Origin of the sequence: Scytonema hofmannii PCC 7110 (assembly GCF_000346485.2) — a bacterium.
GTDB lineage: Bacteria > Cyanobacteriota > Cyanobacteriia > Cyanobacteriales > Nostocaceae > Scytonema > Scytonema hofmannii.
Genome location: NZ_KQ976354.1, coordinates 9,306,666 through 9,325,340, shown reverse-complemented (window position 1 = coordinate 9,325,340; position 18,675 = coordinate 9,306,666). Strand labels below are relative to the sequence as shown.

At 41.6% G+C, this 18,675-nt stretch carries 19 protein-coding genes; 10 read left to right on the top strand and 9 right to left on the bottom strand.

Going from position 1 to position 18,675, the window contains the following annotated elements; genetic code table 11:
• Positions 1 to 30: 30 nt before the first annotated feature.
• The 3 genes from WA1_RS39395 to glpX all read right to left on the bottom strand — a co-directional run bounded on the left by WA1_RS39395 (position 31) and on the right by glpX (position 5,500).
• Entirely contained in the window at positions 31 to 2,940 is a 2,910-nt protein-coding gene (locus tag WA1_RS39395) for a UPF0182 family protein (RefSeq protein WP_017746108.1), read from the bottom strand.
• A gap of 117 nt (positions 2,941 to 3,057) precedes the next feature.
• Positions 3,058 to 4,344 (bottom strand): glutamyl-tRNA reductase, encoded by a 1,287-nt coding sequence (locus tag WA1_RS39390; protein ID WP_026134963.1) that lies wholly within the window; start codon positions 4,342 to 4,344, stop codon positions 3,058 to 3,060.
• Between the two features lie 118 nt (positions 4,345 to 4,462).
• The gene (glpX, locus tag WA1_RS39385; protein ID WP_017746106.1) at positions 4,463 to 5,500 is read right to left on the bottom strand and encodes a class II fructose-bisphosphatase; all 1,038 of its coding nucleotides are present in this window, start codon (positions 5,498 to 5,500) and stop codon (positions 4,463 to 4,465) included.
• A 411-nt stretch (positions 5,501 to 5,911) separates the two neighbouring features.
• Between glpX and grxC the strand changes: the two genes are divergently transcribed.
• The 7 genes from grxC to grxD all read left to right on the top strand — a co-directional run bounded on the left by grxC (position 5,912) and on the right by grxD (position 10,003).
• On the top strand, positions 5,912 to 6,229 hold the full coding sequence (gene grxC / locus WA1_RS39380) for a glutaredoxin 3 (protein ID WP_017746105.1): 318 nt from the start codon (positions 5,912 to 5,914) through the stop codon (positions 6,227 to 6,229).
• A gap of 78 nt (positions 6,230 to 6,307) precedes the next feature.
• The gene (locus tag WA1_RS39375; protein ID WP_017746104.1) at positions 6,308 to 6,844 is read left to right on the top strand and encodes a hypothetical protein; all 537 of its coding nucleotides are present in this window, start codon (positions 6,308 to 6,310) and stop codon (positions 6,842 to 6,844) included.
• 98 nt (positions 6,845 to 6,942) lie between these two features.
• Positions 6,943 to 7,428 (top strand): tRNA adenosine(34) deaminase TadA, encoded by a 486-nt coding sequence (tadA, locus tag WA1_RS39370; RefSeq protein ID WP_017746103.1) that lies wholly within the window; start codon positions 6,943 to 6,945, stop codon positions 7,426 to 7,428.
• Positions 7,429 to 7,540: 112 nt separating this feature from the next.
• Entirely contained in the window at positions 7,541 to 8,371 is an 831-nt protein-coding gene (locus tag WA1_RS39365; RefSeq protein WP_017746102.1) for a lysophospholipid acyltransferase family protein, read from the top strand.
• A 178-nt stretch (positions 8,372 to 8,549) separates the two neighbouring features.
• Entirely contained in the window at positions 8,550 to 9,158 is a 609-nt protein-coding gene (locus WA1_RS39360; RefSeq protein WP_017746101.1) for a hypothetical protein, read from the top strand.
• 159 nt (positions 9,159 to 9,317) lie between these two features.
• Positions 9,318 to 9,569 carry a BolA family protein gene (locus tag WA1_RS39355; RefSeq protein ID WP_017746100.1) on the top strand — a complete coding sequence of 84 codons (252 nt, stop codon included), beginning with the start codon at positions 9,318 to 9,320 and terminating at the stop codon, positions 9,567 to 9,569.
• 110 nt (positions 9,570 to 9,679) lie between these two features.
• Positions 9,680 to 10,003: a Grx4 family monothiol glutaredoxin gene (gene grxD / locus WA1_RS39350; protein WP_017746099.1), complete on the top strand. Its 324-nt coding sequence runs from the start codon at positions 9,680 to 9,682 to the stop codon at positions 10,001 to 10,003.
• 28 nt (positions 10,004 to 10,031) lie between these two features.
• Here the strand turns inward: grxD and WA1_RS39345 are convergent, their stop codons facing one another.
• Positions 10,032 to 11,435, bottom strand: coding sequence for an RNA-guided endonuclease InsQ/TnpB family protein (locus WA1_RS39345; protein ID WP_026134962.1), 1,404 nt, complete (start codon positions 11,433 to 11,435; stop codon positions 10,032 to 10,034).
• A 58-nt stretch (positions 11,436 to 11,493) separates the two neighbouring features.
• On the opposite strand from WA1_RS39345, the gene WA1_RS58385 reads away from it, so the two are divergent.
• Entirely contained in the window at positions 11,494 to 11,646 is a 153-nt protein-coding gene (locus WA1_RS58385) for a hypothetical protein (protein WP_017746097.1), read from the top strand.
• 347 nt (positions 11,647 to 11,993) lie between these two features.
• Here the strand turns inward: WA1_RS58385 and WA1_RS39340 are convergent, their stop codons facing one another.
• Positions 11,994 to 12,242, bottom strand: coding sequence for a DUF6761 family protein (locus WA1_RS39340; RefSeq protein ID WP_017746096.1), 249 nt, complete (start codon positions 12,240 to 12,242; stop codon positions 11,994 to 11,996).
• Positions 12,243 to 12,795: 553 nt separating this feature from the next.
• Here WA1_RS39340 and WA1_RS39335 point away from each other — a divergent pair.
• The gene (locus WA1_RS39335) at positions 12,796 to 13,557 is read left to right on the top strand and encodes a response regulator transcription factor (RefSeq protein WP_017746095.1); all 762 of its coding nucleotides are present in this window, start codon (positions 12,796 to 12,798) and stop codon (positions 13,555 to 13,557) included.
• Positions 13,558 to 13,611: 54 nt separating this feature from the next.
• On the opposite strand, the gene WA1_RS39330 is transcribed toward WA1_RS39335, so the two are convergent.
• From WA1_RS39330 to WA1_RS39315, 4 genes are all read right to left on the bottom strand, one after another.
• Positions 13,612 to 14,391: an ABC transporter ATP-binding protein gene (locus WA1_RS39330; protein ID WP_017746094.1), complete on the bottom strand. Its 780-nt coding sequence runs from the start codon at positions 14,389 to 14,391 to the stop codon at positions 13,612 to 13,614.
• A gap of 90 nt (positions 14,392 to 14,481) precedes the next feature.
• Positions 14,482 to 15,030: a hypothetical protein gene (locus WA1_RS39325; protein WP_017746093.1), complete on the bottom strand. Its 549-nt coding sequence runs from the start codon at positions 15,028 to 15,030 to the stop codon at positions 14,482 to 14,484.
• 109 nt (positions 15,031 to 15,139) lie between these two features.
• Complete coding sequence (locus WA1_RS39320; RefSeq protein ID WP_026134961.1) at positions 15,140 to 15,601, bottom strand: DUF4079 domain-containing protein; 462 nt, start codon at positions 15,599 to 15,601, stop codon at positions 15,140 to 15,142.
• 186 nt (positions 15,602 to 15,787) lie between these two features.
• Positions 15,788 to 16,183 carry a DUF1830 domain-containing protein gene (locus WA1_RS39315; protein WP_017746091.1) on the bottom strand — a complete coding sequence of 132 codons (396 nt, stop codon included), beginning with the start codon at positions 16,181 to 16,183 and terminating at the stop codon, positions 15,788 to 15,790.
• 874 nt (positions 16,184 to 17,057) lie between these two features.
• On the opposite strand from WA1_RS39315, the gene WA1_RS39310 reads away from it, so the two are divergent.
• Entirely contained in the window at positions 17,058 to 18,650 is a 1,593-nt protein-coding gene (locus WA1_RS39310; RefSeq protein ID WP_017746090.1) for a photosystem II high light acclimation radical SAM protein, read from the top strand.
• The last annotated feature ends 25 nt before the right edge of the window (positions 18,651 to 18,675 follow it).

The following is an 18,675-nucleotide window of genomic DNA, read 5'->3' as shown; positions in this document are numbered from 1 at the left end:
ACGAATTATCGAGCGGTCACTGGTCGTTGGTCACTGTACAGGACGCACAATCGCAGGTGTTGTGGGTCGATCTGGCTTAAAGATAGCAGCAAGTGCTTGTTCTAAAGTTTCTGCCATCACTATTCGGTTGTTATAAGCGACAATCACTCTAACAAACGTTGGCAAACTATTTTGTTCTGCCTCTAAATATAGAGGCTCAACGTAAAGCAAAGATTGCTCAATGGGAATCACCAATAAATTTCCTTGAATTGCCCTTGAACCCTCACGGTTCCATAGGGAAATTTGCTGAGAAATGACGGGGTCTTGATTGATCAAAGCTTCAATTTGTTCGATTCCGTAAACTAACTGCTGCTTGGGAAATTCGTAAAGCAATAACTTGCCATATTCCTTCCCATCTGAACGCGCCGCCAACCAAGCAATCAGATTTGCCCTTTGTGTGGGTTTGAAGGGTAGCAGTAAGATAAATTCTTCTGATTCTGCTTGCGGCAGTGCTGTAATGAGATAGTAAGGTTCTACCTGTTGCGGTTTGCTACCGTAAATTTCGTTGGGAATTTGCCACAGGTCTTCTCGATTGTAGAATACTTGGGGATCGGTCATGTGATAAGTTAGCAATCGTTCTGATTGAGTGTTGAAAAGGTCAACAGGATAGCGGATGTGATTGCGAAGGGTTATCGGCATTGCATCTAACGGTTTTAATAAGCCAGGGAAGATGGCTTTGAAAGCGTTGATAATTGGGTCTGTTGGATCGGCCACAAAAAAGTTAACAGAACCGTTGTAGGCATCAATAACGACTTTGACCGAATTGCGAATGTAATTAAATTGATTTTTCCCCGGATCGGAATAAGGGTAGCGATCGCTTATTGTATAAGCATCCAAAATCCAGTACAGATCGGTTTCTTTGCCTTTGCTAGTTGTTCCTCCCCCATCAGCCGCAACTAGATAAGGGTCTCTGTCATAACGTAAAAAAGGAGCAATGGCTTGTACGCGTTTTTTGATGTTACGGCGAAACAATAGCTTTGTTTGCGGGGTAAAATTATTCGTCAGCAGCATCTGCCAATCTTTCAAATATTCGGCAAATAGCAAGCGTTGCCACATTTGACTGATTCCAATACCTCCACGTCCATCATAAACGTTGTACACATTATCATTACCACTGGGATAGTCTAACTCTTGAGTTCTTGTCCCAGTCATCACATAAGTGTCAGTAATTTCACCATAATAAATGCGCGGTTGTCCGACCGGAAGGCTAGCCCGAATTGATTCACTCGATATCTGTAACGAACCTTGGTTCCCTGTTTCATCAACCCCAATATCTTTGACGTAGTAATAAGGCAATCCACCTGCACTGACAAGATTCACAGGACTGAGTGTAAAACCATAGCCATGAGTGTAGATGAGATGTTTGTTTACCCAGGTTTGTGCTTGTTGGGGAACATTGCTATAATCTAGTTCCCTCGCTGCTATGATTGTCTGTTGCTTTTCAGTTGTCGTATCTCGCTTGAGAGTGTAGCGGTCAATATCAGCACCAGGAAACTTGTAGTAAGGTCGGATTTGTTGCAACTGGCGGTTACTCTCTAAAAGAGGACGCGTATCCCAAAGACGAATATTGCGAATTGTGAGATTGTTTTCTTGCAAATCAGTCGTTGTGAGTTGACCTCGCGGATCGAAAGTTTTTGCTTCTACAGTGTTTAAATTAAATCCTTCTCGCGTCAGGGCTATAGTACGCTCAATATAGGGACGTTCGCGGATTAGCTCATTTGGTTGAACTGCCAACCGTTGTATGGCTGATGGCAAAATTTCTCCAGAAATTGCTACCACAAGAACATACAATCCTAACGCGTAGATGAGATGAATCGGGTAGGGAATAGGATTGAAATGCGCTTTTGTTGTCTTTGACAAAACGATCGCTCGTATCATAAAATAAACTGCGATCGCAACTGCCAAAAGACTTAACCCCGTATTTATCGGCAACAGTACCTTAACATCAGTGTAGCTTGCCCCGTAGTTGACACCACGAGTCGAATACAAAAGCTTGTACCGCTCCAACCAGTAATATAAAGCAATCCCGAACATAAACAAGCTACTTAAAGCATTTAAATGGAGTCGTTGCGATACAGAAAACCCACGAAACTGACCTTCACTGAGGCTATTTCCCGAACAAAGGTAAGTTAAAGCAACTGCAGCTAAGCTAAAAAGAAACAATCCCAAAAGCCAAAAGACTAACAGTTCCCAAATAGGAAGCGAGAATACATAAAAACTAATATCCTGCTGAAATAACGGTTCGACACGGTTAAAACGGACGAGATGAAAAGACAGTAAAACCTTATCCCACTGTCCCGATAAAAGGAACCCTAATAATAAACTTATAAGTACAGCAATTGCTCTTAACCAAAACTCGTTATGCCATAGAACTGCAATTGTTAAAACGAGCAGCAATCCCAATTGTATAGGTGGAACAGATAATTGCTGGATACTAAATTGCTGTGCTATCTGCTTTAACCAAGGTGACAATTGCAGGGGAGTACTGGGCAATTTAATATGTGGTTGCCAAAAATCCAAAACCCTTTGACTGTAAAAAATCAGTATCGACCCTACTACCACGCTCAAGATTATAACCAGTGGCAATAAAAAGCGTAGGGGGAGAGTGGAAGCGGGGGAGAGAGGGGGAGGGGAGGAAGAGGAGAAAGTTTTTACAATGACTCCCGGTTTTTCATGAGAATATTTTAGACGAGAGGCTACGGTTAAATTGCCAAGTAAAAAACTAATTGAAGAGAAGAAAGCGATCGCCCACAAACCGAGTTGAGTTGCCAAACGCACCCAAAATTCTCTGAAATATCTAACCTCACCAAACCACAAAATTTCTGCTGTTAAATGGCATACTAAATCAAAACACAGCCACAATCCCAACAGAAAAACAATCGGTTTAAAAATATGATTCATATGATTTTGGTTAGTGGTTAGTGGTTAGTGGTTAGTAGTTAGCGGTTTTACGATCATTATCACAACTATCAACTATCAACTATCAACTAACCACTATCAACTATCAACTAACAACTTTTAGCTAAACAATTCTTCTACATCCAAATTAAACAGCATTTGCAAAGTTTGCATACAGCGTCGTCTTGCCTCAACATCTTGTTGTGCTCGTAACTGTACCATTGGATCGTGTAAAATTTTGTTAACAATACCTCGCGTTAAAGCTTCAATCACCTCTTGATGTTTCTCAGCGAATTCTGAACCCAATCTCGATAAAGCTTTCTCTAACTCTTGTTCGCGAATAGTCTCTATTTTATCACGCAAACAACTGATAGTTGTTACTGTTTCGAGTGATCGCCACCAAACATCAAAAGCTTCTGCTTCTTGTTCCAACAATCCCTCCGCTTCTTGAGCCATTCTGCGGCGACTTTCTTGGTTTTGTGCTACAACTGCCTTTAAATCATCCACATTAAACGCCTGTACGTTTGTCATTTCATTGACATTTGCATGGACATTGCGAGGTACAGAAATATCAATCAGCATCAAACAACGATTAGGTTCTAAAACCATTTCTAACTTAGCACGGTCAAGAATGGGTTCCGTTGCTGATGTACTTGTAAACACCAAATCGCATTCGGAAATGACTGCAGTCATTTCCGTAAGCAAGCAAGTTCTGATAGATTCTTCAGGGAACTGCTTTGCCAATTCCTCAGCACGTCCGAGAGAGCGATTTAAAATACAAATTCTATCAGTCCCTTTAGATATTAAGTGTTGTACCAGCAACCGTGACATTTTACCAGCGCCAAGAATTGCCACTTGACAAGCTGCTAAGTTGTCCAACTTCATTTGTGCCAATTCAACAGCAGCCGAACTAATTGAAACTGCGCCCGTACCAATACTCGTTTCGCTACGAACTCGCTTACCTGCGGTAAGGGCTTGTTTGAATAATCGATTCAAAATTGTTTTAATACTCTGATATTGCTGTCCTAGTTTGTGAGTATTCTTCACCTGAGCCAGAATTTGACCTTCTCCAAGAACGAGGCTATCCAATCCAGCCGCAACACGCAGTATATGCATCACAGCATCTTGATGCAGCAAGACAAACAAATGTTGACGCAAAGAAGGTACCAGCAATTTGCTATGTTCGGAGAGAAATTGAGTCACCTCACGAATACCCTGTTCTGTTTCTTGGGTAACGATATAGATTTCCAGACGATTACAAGTGCTTAGTATTGCGACTTCTTCAATATGGGGATAGTTTAGCAACTGCCCGGTTGCGCTTTCAATTTGTGGTTCTGGAATACTCAACTTTTCCCGAACTTCAACAGGGGCTGTTTTATGGCTTAACCCCACTACTGCTATATGCATAGTTGTCATTTTTTATGTGCTTTTTGTTATGTTTGATAGTGGTTAGTGGTTAGTGGTTAGTAGTTAATAGAATTTTCTACTAACCACTAACCACTAACGACTAACCATTAGCTAATAACTATCTCAATTGCAAAGTTTTTGGCTCGTCAAACAAATGGATTGTATCGACAAACCGGGCGGTGCGGGACTGGCTGGAAATAACCAAGCTTTGAGTTCTAGCGCCACCGTGGAAGAAGCGAACACCATCCATGAGGGTTCCTGGGGTAATACCGCAAGCAGCAAACAGCACGGTTTGACCAGAAGCCAATTCATCAGCATTGTAAGAGCGATCTGGGTCTGTAATACCCATTTCCTTGAGTCGTGCAATGTTACCTTCTCTGCTTTCTCCAATCAAACCAGTTTTTACGACTTCTGGATCGTAAATCAGTTGTCCTTGGAAATGCCCACCCAAACAACGTAACGCAGCTGCGGAAATAACACCTTCAGGCGCAGCACCAATACCCATGAGTGCATGAATGTTAGTACCAGCGAAGGCGCAGGAAATGGCTGCAGAAACGTCCCCATCGCTAATTAGCCTTACTCTAGACCCTGCTTGACGGATTTCTTCAATGAGTTCCTTGTGGCGGGGACGATCCATCACTACCACTACCAATTCCTCTATGGAACGCTCTAGGCACTCGGATAGAATTTTGAGGTTCTGAGTGGCAGACTTGTTAATATCAACATGACCGCGAGCTTGAGGTGGCGCTGCTAACTTCTTCATATAGAAGTCAGGTGCAGCAAATAAACCGCCTTTTTCAGAAATTGCCAACACTGCCATTGAGCCGTTTTGACCGTAAGCAACTAGGTTAGTGCCTTCGCAGGGGTCAACAGCAATGTCAATTTCAATTAATTCATCGGGGTTGCAAAAATCTTTAGCATCCTCACGAGTACAGATACCAACTTCTTCACCAATGTAAAGCATGGGAGCTTCATCGCGTTCGCCTTCACCAATCACGATGCGACCGCGCATATAAATCTTATTCATCCGTTCCCGCATAGCTTCTACAGCCACTTGGTCAGCAGTGTTCTTCTCACCTTTCCCCATCCAACGGGAGGAGGCAATGGCGGCTTGCTCAACAACCTCAATAATTTCTAACCCAAGTGTATTTTCCACAAACTCTGCCCTCTCAATTGCTTGGTATTACGTTGTTCTGTGAAACCTATTTCAGATTTCAAGTCTACCAAACGGCGGATACCTGTGGAAAATAGTATCAACTTACGTCTATGTTAAGTTTTGCGTCTAAGGAAGAGTTAGTGGTTAGTGGTTAGTGGTTAGTTGTATTTTTTATATGTTAAATTCTTAAATTTTCTAAGTACTATTATTTAGTAACCTTAAGATTTATCATCAGTTATAAACTGATATTATGTAGTGCAATTGAAGCCAATCCATGCATTATATTAAAGCTAAATCTTTTATAGTTAATGTAATATTTTTAACTGTTCACTGTTCGCTGTTCACTGGTCACTGGTCACTGGTCACTGGTCACTGGTGGTACCATACATAAAAAACAGTTAAATAACGAAAATGGTAAATTTTATTAATTCTCTCTTAGGTCGCCATCCAGAATCCATTAAAGCCAATGTAGAAATATATACCTGGCAAACCTGTCCGTATTGTATCCGTGCCAAATTGCTTTTGTGGTGGAAAGGTGTAAACTTCAGCGAATACAAAATTGATGGAGATGAAACCGCTAGAGCAAAAATGGCAGAACGTTCTAACGGACGCCGCACAGTACCACAAATTTTTATTAACAACCAACACGTTGGTGGTTGTGATGACGTTCATGAATTGGATACTAGGGGACAATTGGATATTCTGCTCGCTCAATCGGTGACATCATAAGACAAAGAAATTTTGATAATCTATGATATACGTATAATTACAGACGTGTATACAGGTGAGTACCAGAGAAGAAAAATTATGCAAGTAAAAGTCTTAAAAATTGCAGTCTTCGTCGCAGCAGCGCTTTTGATACCAGCCTGTGCTGAAGATCCTTCTCAAATTTTCACTGGAACACAGCAGGCAATTAAACAAGACACCCAATCTAATTCCACTTCCAAGTTGGCTGTTGCTAAAGCAGAATTTGGCGTTGTCAAGGTCAACCCGCAGGATTACAAAGTTTCTTTCACGCCTACTAACAAAGTGCCATTAAAAAATGAAACTGCTTATGGATGGCGCATTCAACTGAAGGGCTATGAAGGTCAAGTGACGTGGCGTGAGGTTTATCGATTGCCAAAAGCAGCACAAACTTGGGGGGGGACTCCTGCAAGATCTGAATTTTCAGTATCAGAAGACAAAACACAAGCAACAACACAACGTACCGTCTATACAAAAGACGGTGTTATTGGAAATACGTGGACTGTGTCACCGGGCGATCCTCCTGGAAAGCACACTATAGAAGTTTTTGTCAATAATCGCCAAGTAGGAAAGTTTGAGTTTAATTTGGTTAATGGTTAGCAGTGACCAGTGACCAGTGACCAGTGACCAGTGAGTAGTTAGTAGAACAATTAACCACTCACTAACTACTATTCACTATCCACTAACTCCTAACCAAAATGTTAATTAAACATTTAGATTATCTGGCACATCAAAAATGGATGAGTCGCGCTCTAGACCTTGCACAGGTAGCAGGTGATGCAGATGAAATCCCAGTAGGTGCTGTTATTATTAATTCATCAGGAAATTTAATTGCAGAAGGTGAGAACAGAAAGGAGCGTGACAAAGACCCGACAGCTCATGCAGAAATTGTTGCTATTAGGGAAGCATCCCAAAAGTTACAAACTTGGCGTCTTAACCAATGTACTCTGTACGTGACTTTAGAACCTTGTCCTATGTGTGCCGGTGCGATCGTGCAGGCGCGTGTGGGTCTTTTAGTTTACGGAGTTGACGATCCAAAAACTGGGGCAATTCGTACTGTTAGTAACATACCCGATAGTGCTGCTTCCAATCACCGACTGCGCGTTATTGGAGGTGTTCTAGAATCTAGTTGTCGTCAACAATTGCAAGCTTGGTTTGCTAATCGGCGACAAGTTTCTAACTAAAGGACAGAGGCGAAACTGTCCAATTGGTACTACTAAAGTCACGAAAGAAAATCTACGGTGTATCTAATAAGAGTTTTGAGCGCATTTTACCTAACAGTTAGCAGCCACCGTCATGATTGAGCAACAGTCTTCCTGCGATTCATCCCGTAATATAGCTACTATGCCAGCAAACCCTAATGTGGCTCATTCTACTACCTCTCGGGTTTGTCATTGGCTAAGCCCACTCATGTATTTACTAGGACGGCATTTTCTCATCCCACTTTTCTTTGGACGGATTAAAATTACCGGACAAGAAAATCTTCCTAAAACAGGTCCTGTTATCCTTGCTCCTACCCATCGGGCGCGGTGGGATGCTCTACTTATACCTTATGTCGCAGGTCGTTGCGTCACAGGTCGAGATTTACGCTTCATGGTCACCATTACGGAGTGCCAAGGTCTCCAGGGTTGGTTTGTTCGCCGTATGGGCGGTTTTCCTGTCGATCCTCAACGTCCATCAATCTCTACTCTACGTCATGGAGTAGAGCTTCTTCGAGATGGAGAAGCTCTAGTGATTTTTCCAGAAGGCGGTATCTTCCGCGATGAGAAGGTTCACTCCCTAAAGCCAGGGATTTCTCGTTTGGCTTTAAGTGCTGAATCTAGCGATAAGCCGGGTACGGCTTGCGCCAAAGGCGATAAGCTGGGTACAGCTTGCGCTAAGAGCGAACGCGGTCTTGGTGTCAAAATTGTACCTATAACCATCCAATATAGCCAACCTTATCCAACTTGGGGTACAGATGCGACTGTTCGCATTGGTTGTCCGATAGAAGTAGCAAATTATACGAAAGAATCAGTCAAACAAGAAGCCAAACGCCTCACAACGGATTTAACAAAGGCACTTCAAAAACTAAACCATCATGAAGCAGAACTTACCCAACACGCATTTGCGGAAATTGCTAATGGCTAATGGCTGATAGAAGACTGGTAAATGGTAGTACTGGTACGAGGGGAACTTGATTTTATTGTTTTTTAGTCTAAATCAGAGAGACTTAAGATATAGCTTTACTTTGTGAAAGTACAAAACAGAGTTAAGATACCCGAAGTTTCAATAAGTATTTTATTGAGTTAGTACTCCACTTTACCCCATGAAATTTTTTCTCAATGTTCCTTTAATTCGCCTCACTTCTCTAGCGGGGGTGCTAGCTTTTTGCCTGCTATCACCCGTTGCTGCTCAAGTAGAACTTCCAGGGAGATCCAACCAAGTCCAGCCAATCGATCCCAACGATCCCAATAACCTTCGTCCAACAGGGCAAAATAACAGCTTATTAAGCATTGACGGAGGAAAGCGTTTGATGACGGAGGCAAGTAATGCCGTCTCTTCTCAAAACTACGACGCAGCAGCGAAGAAACTCCAAGAAGCCAGAATCGTTTTTAATCAGCTATCCAATTTTTATCAGGATTTGAACTCTAGCTTCTCAGGAATTGACAACAGAGTTGCTGACGCTCAGCGCAAAAAGGCACTGGAAACAGCTCAAATGCGAGATGAAGCAACCTACCAGCTTGCACTCGTACATAGAGCACAAAATAAACCGGAGTTAGCTGTACCGTTACTGATTCAAATCGTTAAAAGTCAAAACCCCACACGAGATTTAGGCAAAAAAGCTTATCAACAGTTATTAGAGTTGGGTTTTGTGGATACTCCAGCGCAAGGTGGTGGTGCAACCTCTTCTACCTCTTCCCCAGCCAAAAAATAATCGAATTCCCACCACGGATGTTGTAGCGGATCTAGCAGATAAGTTCTTCAAGGTCTATCCCGGACAACTTATCTGTTATATCGGTTTGTCGTGCTTATTAAACTATATTTTGATTAAAGTTTTATCATACTAAATAAAGTAAGGTTCTCAGGTATTGCGATGATTAGTCCGCAGCAAGTTGAGGAAATGATTAAGGCTGAACTGCCAGATGCCGTAGTTCAAGTGCAAGACTTGACTGGAGGCGGTGACCATTATCAAGTCACAGTCGTGTCATCGCAGTTTGCAGGTAAGGGACTGGTGCAACAACACCAGTTAGTTTACAGTGCAGTACGACAGGCTATGTCTACTGAAGCTATCCACGCCCTAGCACTCAAAACCTATACTCCGGATAGTTGGCAAAATAGTCATTAGTCATTTGTCATTTGTCATTTGTCATTTGTGTTTGGGACAAAGGACAAATGACGAAGGACAAAGGACAACACCATTAGTTAACCCCAATATTTAGGATAAGTACAAAGACAATGACTCCAGAACTCAAAGAGCGACTTGATAATTTATTAGAGCAGAACAAAATTTTGGTGTTCATGAAAGGAACCAAACTCATGCCCATGTGTGGCTTCTCCAACAATGTTGTTCAAATACTGAATACATTAGGTGTTCCTTTTGAAACAATTAATGTACTTGACGATGGCGATATTCGCCAAGGTATTAAGGAATACTCTAATTGGCCTACAATTCCTCAGGTTTATATTAATGGTGAGTTTGTGGGTGGTTCGGACATCTTACTTGAACTCTACCAAAAAGGCGAGTTGCAGCAAATGGTAGAAGTCGCATTGGCATCTTGACCTCTCCCCCGTCTGAAGAAGGGGGATTCTAAGCAGTCGTTGCTACGGGGACTAAAAGTCTCCCATAGCAACTTCTTTTTCTATAACTGTTTTTCAGATTCCTGAACAAGTCATAGCGCTTTGGAAGGGTCAAAACTTCCCTAACTATCTTGACTAGGCTGAAACCTAGCTGTATAGCTACTTTTTTTAAAATATTGGCGGCTGCTTGAGCATCTGCATTGACAATTGCGCCATTTGCCGTTTTATAAATGCGTCCATTTCTAATGCCCGACGGCTTCCATTCCTTGGGTTTTTCACCATACTTTGGCAGCACGTCATTATCCAAAAATGAACTCTTAGAAGTGTAAGATTCCTCAGTTTCATGGAACTGTATTCCATTCTCCTCACAAAGTTGTTGAATTCGCTCTTTCAGTTTAGCTGTTGGTATTTGAACGTGGTTCTGGTTGTTGCGTTTTCCCATGTCAGAACCATCTTTGTGTCTAGTATTCCAACCAAATACAACATTGCCTATTTTGTAGTTCAAGCAGTAATTTATAATAAATCTGGCTGCCTTATTCACAGCGTCTCGCATTTGACAGTTACGTTTTTCTGTTATCCGGGCTAACTCGTCATTCCAAAAACCTTGAGGTTTTCCCTCTTTAATAGTTGCGACTTGTTTGTTGTACCACTGATTACTTGCCTTGATCTTGTGGACATCAATAATAAAACTTTTTCCTTCTGTGGTTACACAGGTTAACCAATTTCTAGCTGTGCCGGGGTCGATTCCAATTGCACTTTTACAATCTAAGTCTAAACTGCAAATTGCTCCATCATTTCCTGACTGGTAAACGTATTCTGCATACCAATTATTATTTCTCGGCAGTATTCGGACTTCTACTAACTGTGATGGATTAAAGCCAATTGCACCGTTAATCCAAATTTCCTTAAGTCCCAATTCATCTTTAACAAATGCATTTAACTCCCTAGAAATTGGTATGCGACACATCCCTGTTTCAATATCCAAAGTCACAGCTTGCACTGGATATGTAAACCCTGAAAGACCTCCTGATTTCCGATAAGTTGGCATTGATGGCTTACTGACTTCGCCCTTAGCCCAACTACTTAACAGTCCGTTATAACTTACGTATTGTTCGGCAACAGATTTTAAGGTTTGTTGAGCGCACTGTCCACCTAGTTGTTGATAGTGGGGATTATCTTTCATGAGAGCGCAAAGAGTTGCGTATCCTGCATCTTTTACCGTTTTGATTTTCAGACTAGTACGATAAAAGTCGTCTTTGTCGAAGAACTCAACTCTTGGGCATTCAGCATAATGTCTCTGACGTATCTCATAGTGAGCACTGTTTATTAAACTGTTTGCCGCATGACCTTGATGAACCAAGAAAGCCATGACTTCCTCGGATACGTTTAATCTCACTTGAATTGTTTTGTACAACTTTTATCACCTCCTAATTATAAGCTAGCATAAATGCAAAGACATTGTATCTGCATTTATGAAAAATAATTCATTGCAAATTAGGCTCTCAGACAGACGAAAACATAAACTTCTTTTATATGCTGCTCAAAAAGACAAGACTGTTACTGCTTTGATTGAGGAGTGGATTGATAGTCTTGTTCTTTCCCAGGGAAGAGACACTGCGGACTAAAGTCCTGCGAGTCGCGTTTCATCCTCCCCTTAAAAGTGGGAGGCTCTTACGCTCCCGTTCTGTTTTGGTAGTTGGGAATAGGGATTAGGCGTAGGTAGAGCTAAAGCCCACCAATTGGGGACAAGGGAGATGAAGATCGAATATATTATGTACTTATCTCCTTAATCCTCAATCCAAAATCTAAAATCCCCTCAGCCGATTTTCAAAACCAAAGTTTGCTGAGGGGATAGATTTATCTAAAAAATTATCTCCAAAATTTTTATTGACTGTGACGTGGTAATAAAGCAGATAATATGCTATAATTATCTGCGGTGATTTGATATTACTACTAATACCTGCACTATGTATTAGTGGTAATCGTGTTGGGGTTGTGTTTGTGTCATTGTAAAGTTTGAAACATCGTGTAAGTAGCGGCTGGCTTCCTCCTCTAAGCGATGAATCAGATACGGTTCAATGGCATTACCGTGACGCAGCGCGGCTAGATAGCCATCCAAATACATCCGCATATCATCCATGCGATAACCGCGATTCCATAACTCGACGAAGGCGTCGGTTAGTCTTTGGTAATAGCGGATGGTTTGTGTGTCTTGGAGCATAACGGCTGTTGAAATCTGTTTGGAAAAAAAATTGTAGTCGATCTAAGCCCAGATGTGAAGTCTCACGTCTAGTTTTGCATGGGCGAATAGGTGTTGATATCTTCCTCTTTGGGGAAACCCCAAGAGCTAGCTAGAAATTATTTAGATCCTATTCCATAAATCAGGGAATAGGGTAGACTGGTAAGTTATTGTTATAATTCAAGGGAACAATGCCATAACTCTTGTTAGGGGGTAGAGTACACTAATTTGTCAGTACATTAAAGTTGCTGCCACCGTAAAATACAGGTAAATTTTTGCTATTTGGCGCGATCGCAGGATCGGTAAGCAGCACTCTATCCATAGCAGGCTATTAAACAAAAAGTAGTTTTGATAAGTCTAACAAAAATTTAAGAATATTACTAATTTGGCTTAAGACAAGCATTGATTAAACACCTTGCCCGTATAAGTATTGGTAAATTTGAAGCTAATAGCGATTGAAGTAACAAGGGTTACAAAACCTAGGACATCTGCTTTGTTACCTTGAAGGTCATACATACAAAGGGGTCTTGCCACCGTGGGTTCGGTTTGTATTGAAATCGTTGAGGGAAATCCCCATCTGAGGTCATTGCTAGGCTGGCACTTGCAACAACTGGACTATCGGGTGCATCAAGCTGCAAGTATATATCAAGCTAGGGAAGTATTTTTAAGCAATCAGCCAACACTAGTCATCCTTGATGCCGATTTACCTGATGGCGATGGCATTGAATTTTGTCGTTGGTTGCACCGTCAGCAGCAGCCTCTGATTCTCATGCTATCTGCTCGAAGTAATGAGGCTGACATAGTTGCTGGGTTAAAAGCAGGGGCAGATGATTATCTTAGTAAACCTTTTGGGATGCAGGAGTTTTTAGCAAGAGTGGAGGCGCTCATTCGTCGAAAACGCACACCTGTTGCACCTGCTTATCTCGATTATGGTGCTTTGCAAATCGACCTGGTACAGCGTCGAGTTCGTTACCAAGGTGAGTTCATTGACCTAACACCACAAGAATTTAGTTTGCTTTATGTTTTAGCGCAAGCTGGAGGAGTGCCTTTAAGTCGGTCAGAACTTTTACGTCGTGCTTGGCCCGATGCTATCGATAACCCCCGCACTATTGATACACACGTTTTATCCTTGAGGAAAAAAGTGGAATTAGATCCACGCCAACCAAGTTTAATTCAAACTATCCGTAATGTTGGTTATAGATTTAACCTGGAAGTTCTTAACGCTAACAATCCACAATCAACAACAAAAATACCCAAAGAAAGATTTAGCAATCAACGTTCAACGGTTAGTGGTTAGTTGTTAGTGGTTAGTTGTTAGTTGAATTAGTGACAAATGACAAATGACAAATGACTAAAATTCAAACTCATCTTGAGCTTTGGCTTTTGTTAAATTCTCTTTGACATCAGCCCAATTTATATGAGGTTCTTTTTGATTGCTGATTAAGCGACCTTGCTGTAAATATAACAAGCAAGTACAAAACTTCTGGCATATATCTAGTTGGTGATTGACCATGAGAACTGTTGTTTGCTGGTTTTGAGCAAGCTGGCACAGAACTTGCATTAACTGTTCTGCCGTCGCAGCATCTAGGGCTGATGTTGGTTCGTCTAGTAACAAGATTTTTGGTTGAATAACTAAAGCACGGGCAATTGCTACGAGTTGTTTTTGTCCTGCGGAAAGTTGTACCTCAGCCCGTCCCAACCAATCATCTGGAATGTGTAACTTTTCTATCCAGTGGGTTACACGTTGTTGAATGGTCTGTTTGGGTAAGCCTCGTAAAACTAAGGGATACACCAAAGCTTCTCTCACTGTCATCCCCAAGAGTTTGGATTCTTGAGGTAGCAATGTGACTGATGAACGAAGCTGCAATATGGGAATTTGACGATACTCTTGGTTCTCTAGATAGATGTTGCCATTTGAATATTCGCTTAAACGGTTTAACACACGTAACAAATAAGTTTTGCCTGCACCAGAAGGTCCAGTAATAGCTATGCGATCGCCCTCAAATACCTCAAAAGAAATATCCTGTAGTATGGGGTATCCTAACTGTTCGCCTTTCTTTTGAGTTTTCAAACTAGCAAACAAGCTGACTTGTTCTAAGCGCAGTAGTGCTTTGGGAGTATGTTGTCCCATTTGCGAGTCTTGCTGAGTTTCCAATTTTAACCTTATGTATATTATATTACGCCAAGGCGCTAAGCTTACCTTGGCGTCTTTGCGTGATGCTTATTTTATGCCCACTCCAGCAACAGCTGTAGTAATCGTCCAGACATCAACTAATAGCAGCAGCAATGTAAATCCTAATAAAATCAAATACATCCAAGGTTGAGCCAAAGGATAGACATCTGATGTGTCTATCCCCGTTTTTTCTTGGACAATTTGAACTAAACGGGCAAATCCTACAATCCGCATTGGTAATAAGTATGCTTTACCATCCTGAGAGAGAAAATAGTAAACTAGCCCGCCTTGTCCTGTGGTACGGGGTTTTAAGCTTTTAACCTCTGACCAAGGTAGAGACCATCCTGTGCGAAAAAAACGCGGTACCCATTTAGGATAAGTAACTTGAATTCCTTGGTCATCCACAATTACACGTTCACTTAATGCTGCATATAAGGCTATCAACCCGATAGCAATGCCTACCCACAGCAGTGCAGGTGGTACAGGCGCATCTGTGACTTGTGCTAAGAACGGCAATGGTGTAGTCAGTGCTACGTATAAAGATAAAAGAGTGATTCTAATTAAAGGCGAGAGTCGAAAAGTAGAGGATGATTCCATTTTTAGATTTGGGTTAGTATTACACTCCTGATCCCACACTAACTAAAAACGATTGCTTTCGCGATCGGGTACTTGCTGCTTCCATAAAGCAACCCAAGACCGACATTCACTAGGGCAAATACTTTTGTACTACATTCCATCCTGTCAGCGACACCCAGATCAAAGCAAAGAATAGAACGATGTTGGTTCCAACATGGACGCGCTTAGCCCAAGGACGTTTGGTATTAATCAGCAAAGCGCTTCCTGCGGAAAGTAAAACAAGCAAAACTACGATCGCTCCAGCATAGAGATGTGGAGAATGACCCAAAGAACCGAAGTGACCGAGAGTCCCAACAATGCCAATCAGTAGCAGCAGCAGTACTAAACTTACCATACAACTGCCGATCAGCAAGTGAAGAGTACGTGTATCCGTATTGTCTGTAGAACCCTGAAATATAAAAGGAAGACGTTCCGATGTTCTGCTAAAAAACATCCAAACTCCCGTAAATGCTAGCAGCACATACGCCAGCAACGACAAGCCCATGGACCATGCCGCTATTTTCCACAACCAGACAAAAGAAGGTAGATCCATATTTAATGGGGAATGGGGAATGGGGAGTGGGGAGTAGAAAGTGGAGAATGGAGAAGAACAAGTAAAAGGTGTAATGCAATTTTTAATTTTTCTTCTTTCTCCCTACTCCCCACTCCCCACTCCCTACTCCCTAAAATAAAAGGGCTGCTGAGTACAGCAACCCTCAAACTAAGCAAATTTGTTTTCTTAATCAACGGATACTAAACCAGCGACGTTTAAGGATTTTATAGAATCTCCGGTTTTTGTATGAATTGGTTGAACAATTGGTTTTTTATGAAAAGGATCTATTTCTGACTGAGAGTTCGCTGCTAACTCATAATTGCTAGCTTCACTAATGACAAGGCGATTGCACGGCATTCTATCCGATAAAATTGCACTAGCCATCATACCCGTATGAATCTCTAGTTGAGCTTCTCTAGGTGCTTCAAACACTAACCGTTGTCCGGGAAAAACAACCCTTTCAAAATACCAATTAGGAATGTTTGATATGCGTGCCACTTGTATTTTACTTGTGGCATTCACGTAGCAGCAGAAAAGTATAGCCGATTGCTCGGATGGTAGAGGATCTAGTATTTGAGCCATAACTGCTAAGGAGCTTTATTTACGCCACTATTTTATATTACATCATATAAAGCTAACACTGATTGATCCCCATAAGCTGTAACTCCGACTACCATATGAACTTTTACACAAGATTTCTACCTTAAGGTATGTCGGAGATATGAAAAATTTGTAAAAATTTATGCCTTTTATGCAATTCTACACTATACGCAAGCAAATACGATCTCCGTACCTCTTAAAAACTAAATATAGTAATCCTCTAATTGTTGGTTTTATAGCTGAACTTTACAAGCAACCTTTGTGGCTCTTTCATTTCTCTAATCAGATGAAATGTTATTGTAAAGATACGAAAATGTTTTTTCATTTCATCTATCTGTGAGGTATTGCAATCCTAAATCATTCCTAAAAAATTTTAGTTCTGTAGGTAAGGCTAAACCCGGATTTCTCACAAGCGTTGCGTCGCTATTCCCAAAACCCTTATCCTGTATAGAGTTTGTGGTTTTAGACGCAGTACGACGAATTATTTCAATATGTTGACGAGGTATTTTAGCTCAAATCTAAGTGCCATAAGCATTTTGGGTAAGCCGTTTAAATCTTTGTGAAAAATCCGGGTAAAGCCAACCAAATAGGAGATGTGCTGAGCTTTAGCCCTACCTACGTACTACTAAGTAATACATAAATTTCAAAAATCAAACAGGATTCCTGTCGTCCCAGTAAAAAATTTCACTAGAAAGTCTGAGAATCACTCTTCCCTAACCCCTCTAAATGCAAAACCTTGAAAAAATCTGAAAAGAAGAGTGAAAATGTCAAGTAAAATTAGAGAGAAGATACAAAAAATAACAAAACTCATATAAAACCAGTTATTACTAGTGCGGTCTCCCCGAACAAAGGTAAAATGGCAGTCAAGACATCTGTGATGAAAAATCGAATTCTTTACGTCCGCCTTCCTTGTAACCCTATATTTCCTATTGGGGTTGTCTATCTTTCAGACCACGTCCACAAGCTGTTCCCCAGCGTCGAGCAGAGAATTTTTGATTTAGGAACAGTGCCACCCATAGATTATGCCACTGCCCTAGATCGCTGTATTGACGAATTTAAACCAACGCTGCTCGTATTTTCTTGGAGAGATATCCAAATTTATGCTCCTGTCGGTGGGCGTGGTGGTAACCCATTGCAGTATTCCTTTGAATTCTTTTATTCAAAGAACCCCTTACTAAAATTGCATGGGGCATTAGGCAGCTTGCGGATGCTTGTCAGTTATTATACGGAACTGTGGCGTAACTTAGATCTCATCAAGCGTGGATTAAACCGCGCTCGACATTACAATCAAGACACTCGCCTAATAGTTGGCGGCGGTGCAGTCAGTGTATTTTACGAACAGCTGAGAACAAGCCTGCCCAATGGAACAATTGTCTCTGTAGGAGAGGGCGAAACTCTGCTCGAAAAACTTTTAAGTGGCAGAGATTTTCAAGATGAAAGGTGTTATGTGGTGGGAGAGACACAACCACGCCCGCGTCTGATCCACGAACAACCCACTCCATTGGAGAAAACGGCTTGTAACTACGACTATATAGAAAGTATTTGGCCAGAGTTCAGTTACTATCTCCAAGAAGCTGACTTTTACATCGGCGTACAAACCAAACGCGGTTGTCCTCACAACTGCTGCTATTGTGTTTACACCGTTGTCGAAGGGAAACAGGTTCGCATTAACCCAGCCACTGAAGTAGTGGCTGAGATGCGCCAACTTTACAATCGCGGTATACGTAACTTCTGGTTTACAGATGCTCAATTTATCCCGGCTAGGAAATTTATAGACGATGCTGAGGAACTCCTACAGAAAATCGTTGATTCTGGCATGACGGATATTCATTGGGCGGCATACATCCGCGCTGACAACTTGACACCAAAAGTGTCTGAGTTGATGGTGAAAACTGGAATGAACTACTTTGAAATTGGTATTACCAGTGGATCTCAGGAACTTGTTCGCAAAATGCGGATGGGTTACAACTTGCGAATAGTCTTGCAAAACTGCCGCGACTTAAAAGCAGCAGGATTCAATGACTTAGTTTCCGTCAACTACTCCTTTAACGTTATTGATGAACGCCCGGAAACAATTCGCCAAACCATCGCTTACCATCGGGAACTGGAAAGAATTTTTGGTGCTGATAAAGTCGAACCTGCTATCTTCTTCATTGGGTTACAACCCCACACTCATCTAGAAGACTATGGCTTTAAAGAGGGAATCATCAAACACGGCTGGAATCCCATGAGTCTCATGCCATGGAATTTCCGAAAAGTTCTGTGGAATCCCGAACCTCTTGGTTCCTTCTTTGGTAAGGTTTGTTTGGAAGCATGGCAACGCAATCCAAATGATTTTGGACGAGAAGTCATGAAAATTTTAGAAGAACGGTTCGGTTGTGCCGATTTAGAAGAAGCACTTTCCGCACCCGTTGAGAGTAAAGAAAAACAACTTGTTGGTATCTCTTAAAGAAGAGGGGGGGAGGGGGAGATGG

What these genes read in the sequence shown, in the direction of transcription:
- WA1_RS39395 (WP_017746108.1), bottom strand. Translation starts at nt 2,940, where the DNA reads ATGAATCATATTTTTAAACCGATTGTTTTTCTGTTGGGATTGTGGCTG.
- WA1_RS39325 (WP_017746093.1), bottom strand. Translation starts at nt 15,030, where the DNA reads ATGGAATCATCCTCTACTTTTCGACTCTCGCCTTTAATTAGAATCACT.
- WA1_RS39340 (WP_017746096.1), bottom strand. Translation starts at nt 12,242, where the DNA reads ATGCTCCAAGACACACAAACCATCCGCTATTACCAAAGACTAACCGAC.
- WA1_RS39330 (WP_017746094.1), bottom strand. Translation starts at nt 14,391, where the DNA reads ATGGGACAACATACTCCCAAAGCACTACTGCGCTTAGAACAAGTCAGC.
- WA1_RS39375 (WP_017746104.1), top strand. Translation starts at nt 6,308, where the DNA reads ATGCAAGTAAAAGTCTTAAAAATTGCAGTCTTCGTCGCAGCAGCGCTT.
- WA1_RS39315 (WP_017746091.1), bottom strand. Translation starts at nt 16,183, where the DNA reads ATGGCTCAAATACTAGATCCTCTACCATCCGAGCAATCGGCTATACTT.
- WA1_RS39355 (WP_017746100.1), top strand. Translation starts at nt 9,318, where the DNA reads ATGATTAGTCCGCAGCAAGTTGAGGAAATGATTAAGGCTGAACTGCCA.
- WA1_RS39310 (WP_017746090.1), top strand. Translation starts at nt 17,058, where the DNA reads ATGGCAGTCAAGACATCTGTGATGAAAAATCGAATTCTTTACGTCCGC.
- WA1_RS39360 (WP_017746101.1), top strand. Translation starts at nt 8,550, where the DNA reads ATGAAATTTTTTCTCAATGTTCCTTTAATTCGCCTCACTTCTCTAGCG.
- tadA (WP_017746103.1), top strand. Translation starts at nt 6,943, where the DNA reads ATGTTAATTAAACATTTAGATTATCTGGCACATCAAAAATGGATGAGT.
- WA1_RS58385 (WP_017746097.1), top strand. Translation starts at nt 11,494, where the DNA reads ATGAAAAATAATTCATTGCAAATTAGGCTCTCAGACAGACGAAAACAT.
- grxC (WP_017746105.1), top strand. Translation starts at nt 5,912, where the DNA reads ATGGTAAATTTTATTAATTCTCTCTTAGGTCGCCATCCAGAATCCATT.
- WA1_RS39320 (WP_026134961.1), bottom strand. Translation starts at nt 15,601, where the DNA reads ATGGATCTACCTTCTTTTGTCTGGTTGTGGAAAATAGCGGCATGGTCC.
- WA1_RS39365 (WP_017746102.1), top strand. Translation starts at nt 7,541, where the DNA reads ATGATTGAGCAACAGTCTTCCTGCGATTCATCCCGTAATATAGCTACT.
- grxD (WP_017746099.1), top strand. Translation starts at nt 9,680, where the DNA reads ATGACTCCAGAACTCAAAGAGCGACTTGATAATTTATTAGAGCAGAAC.
- WA1_RS39390 (WP_026134963.1), bottom strand. Translation starts at nt 4,344, where the DNA reads ATGCATATAGCAGTAGTGGGGTTAAGCCATAAAACAGCCCCTGTTGAA.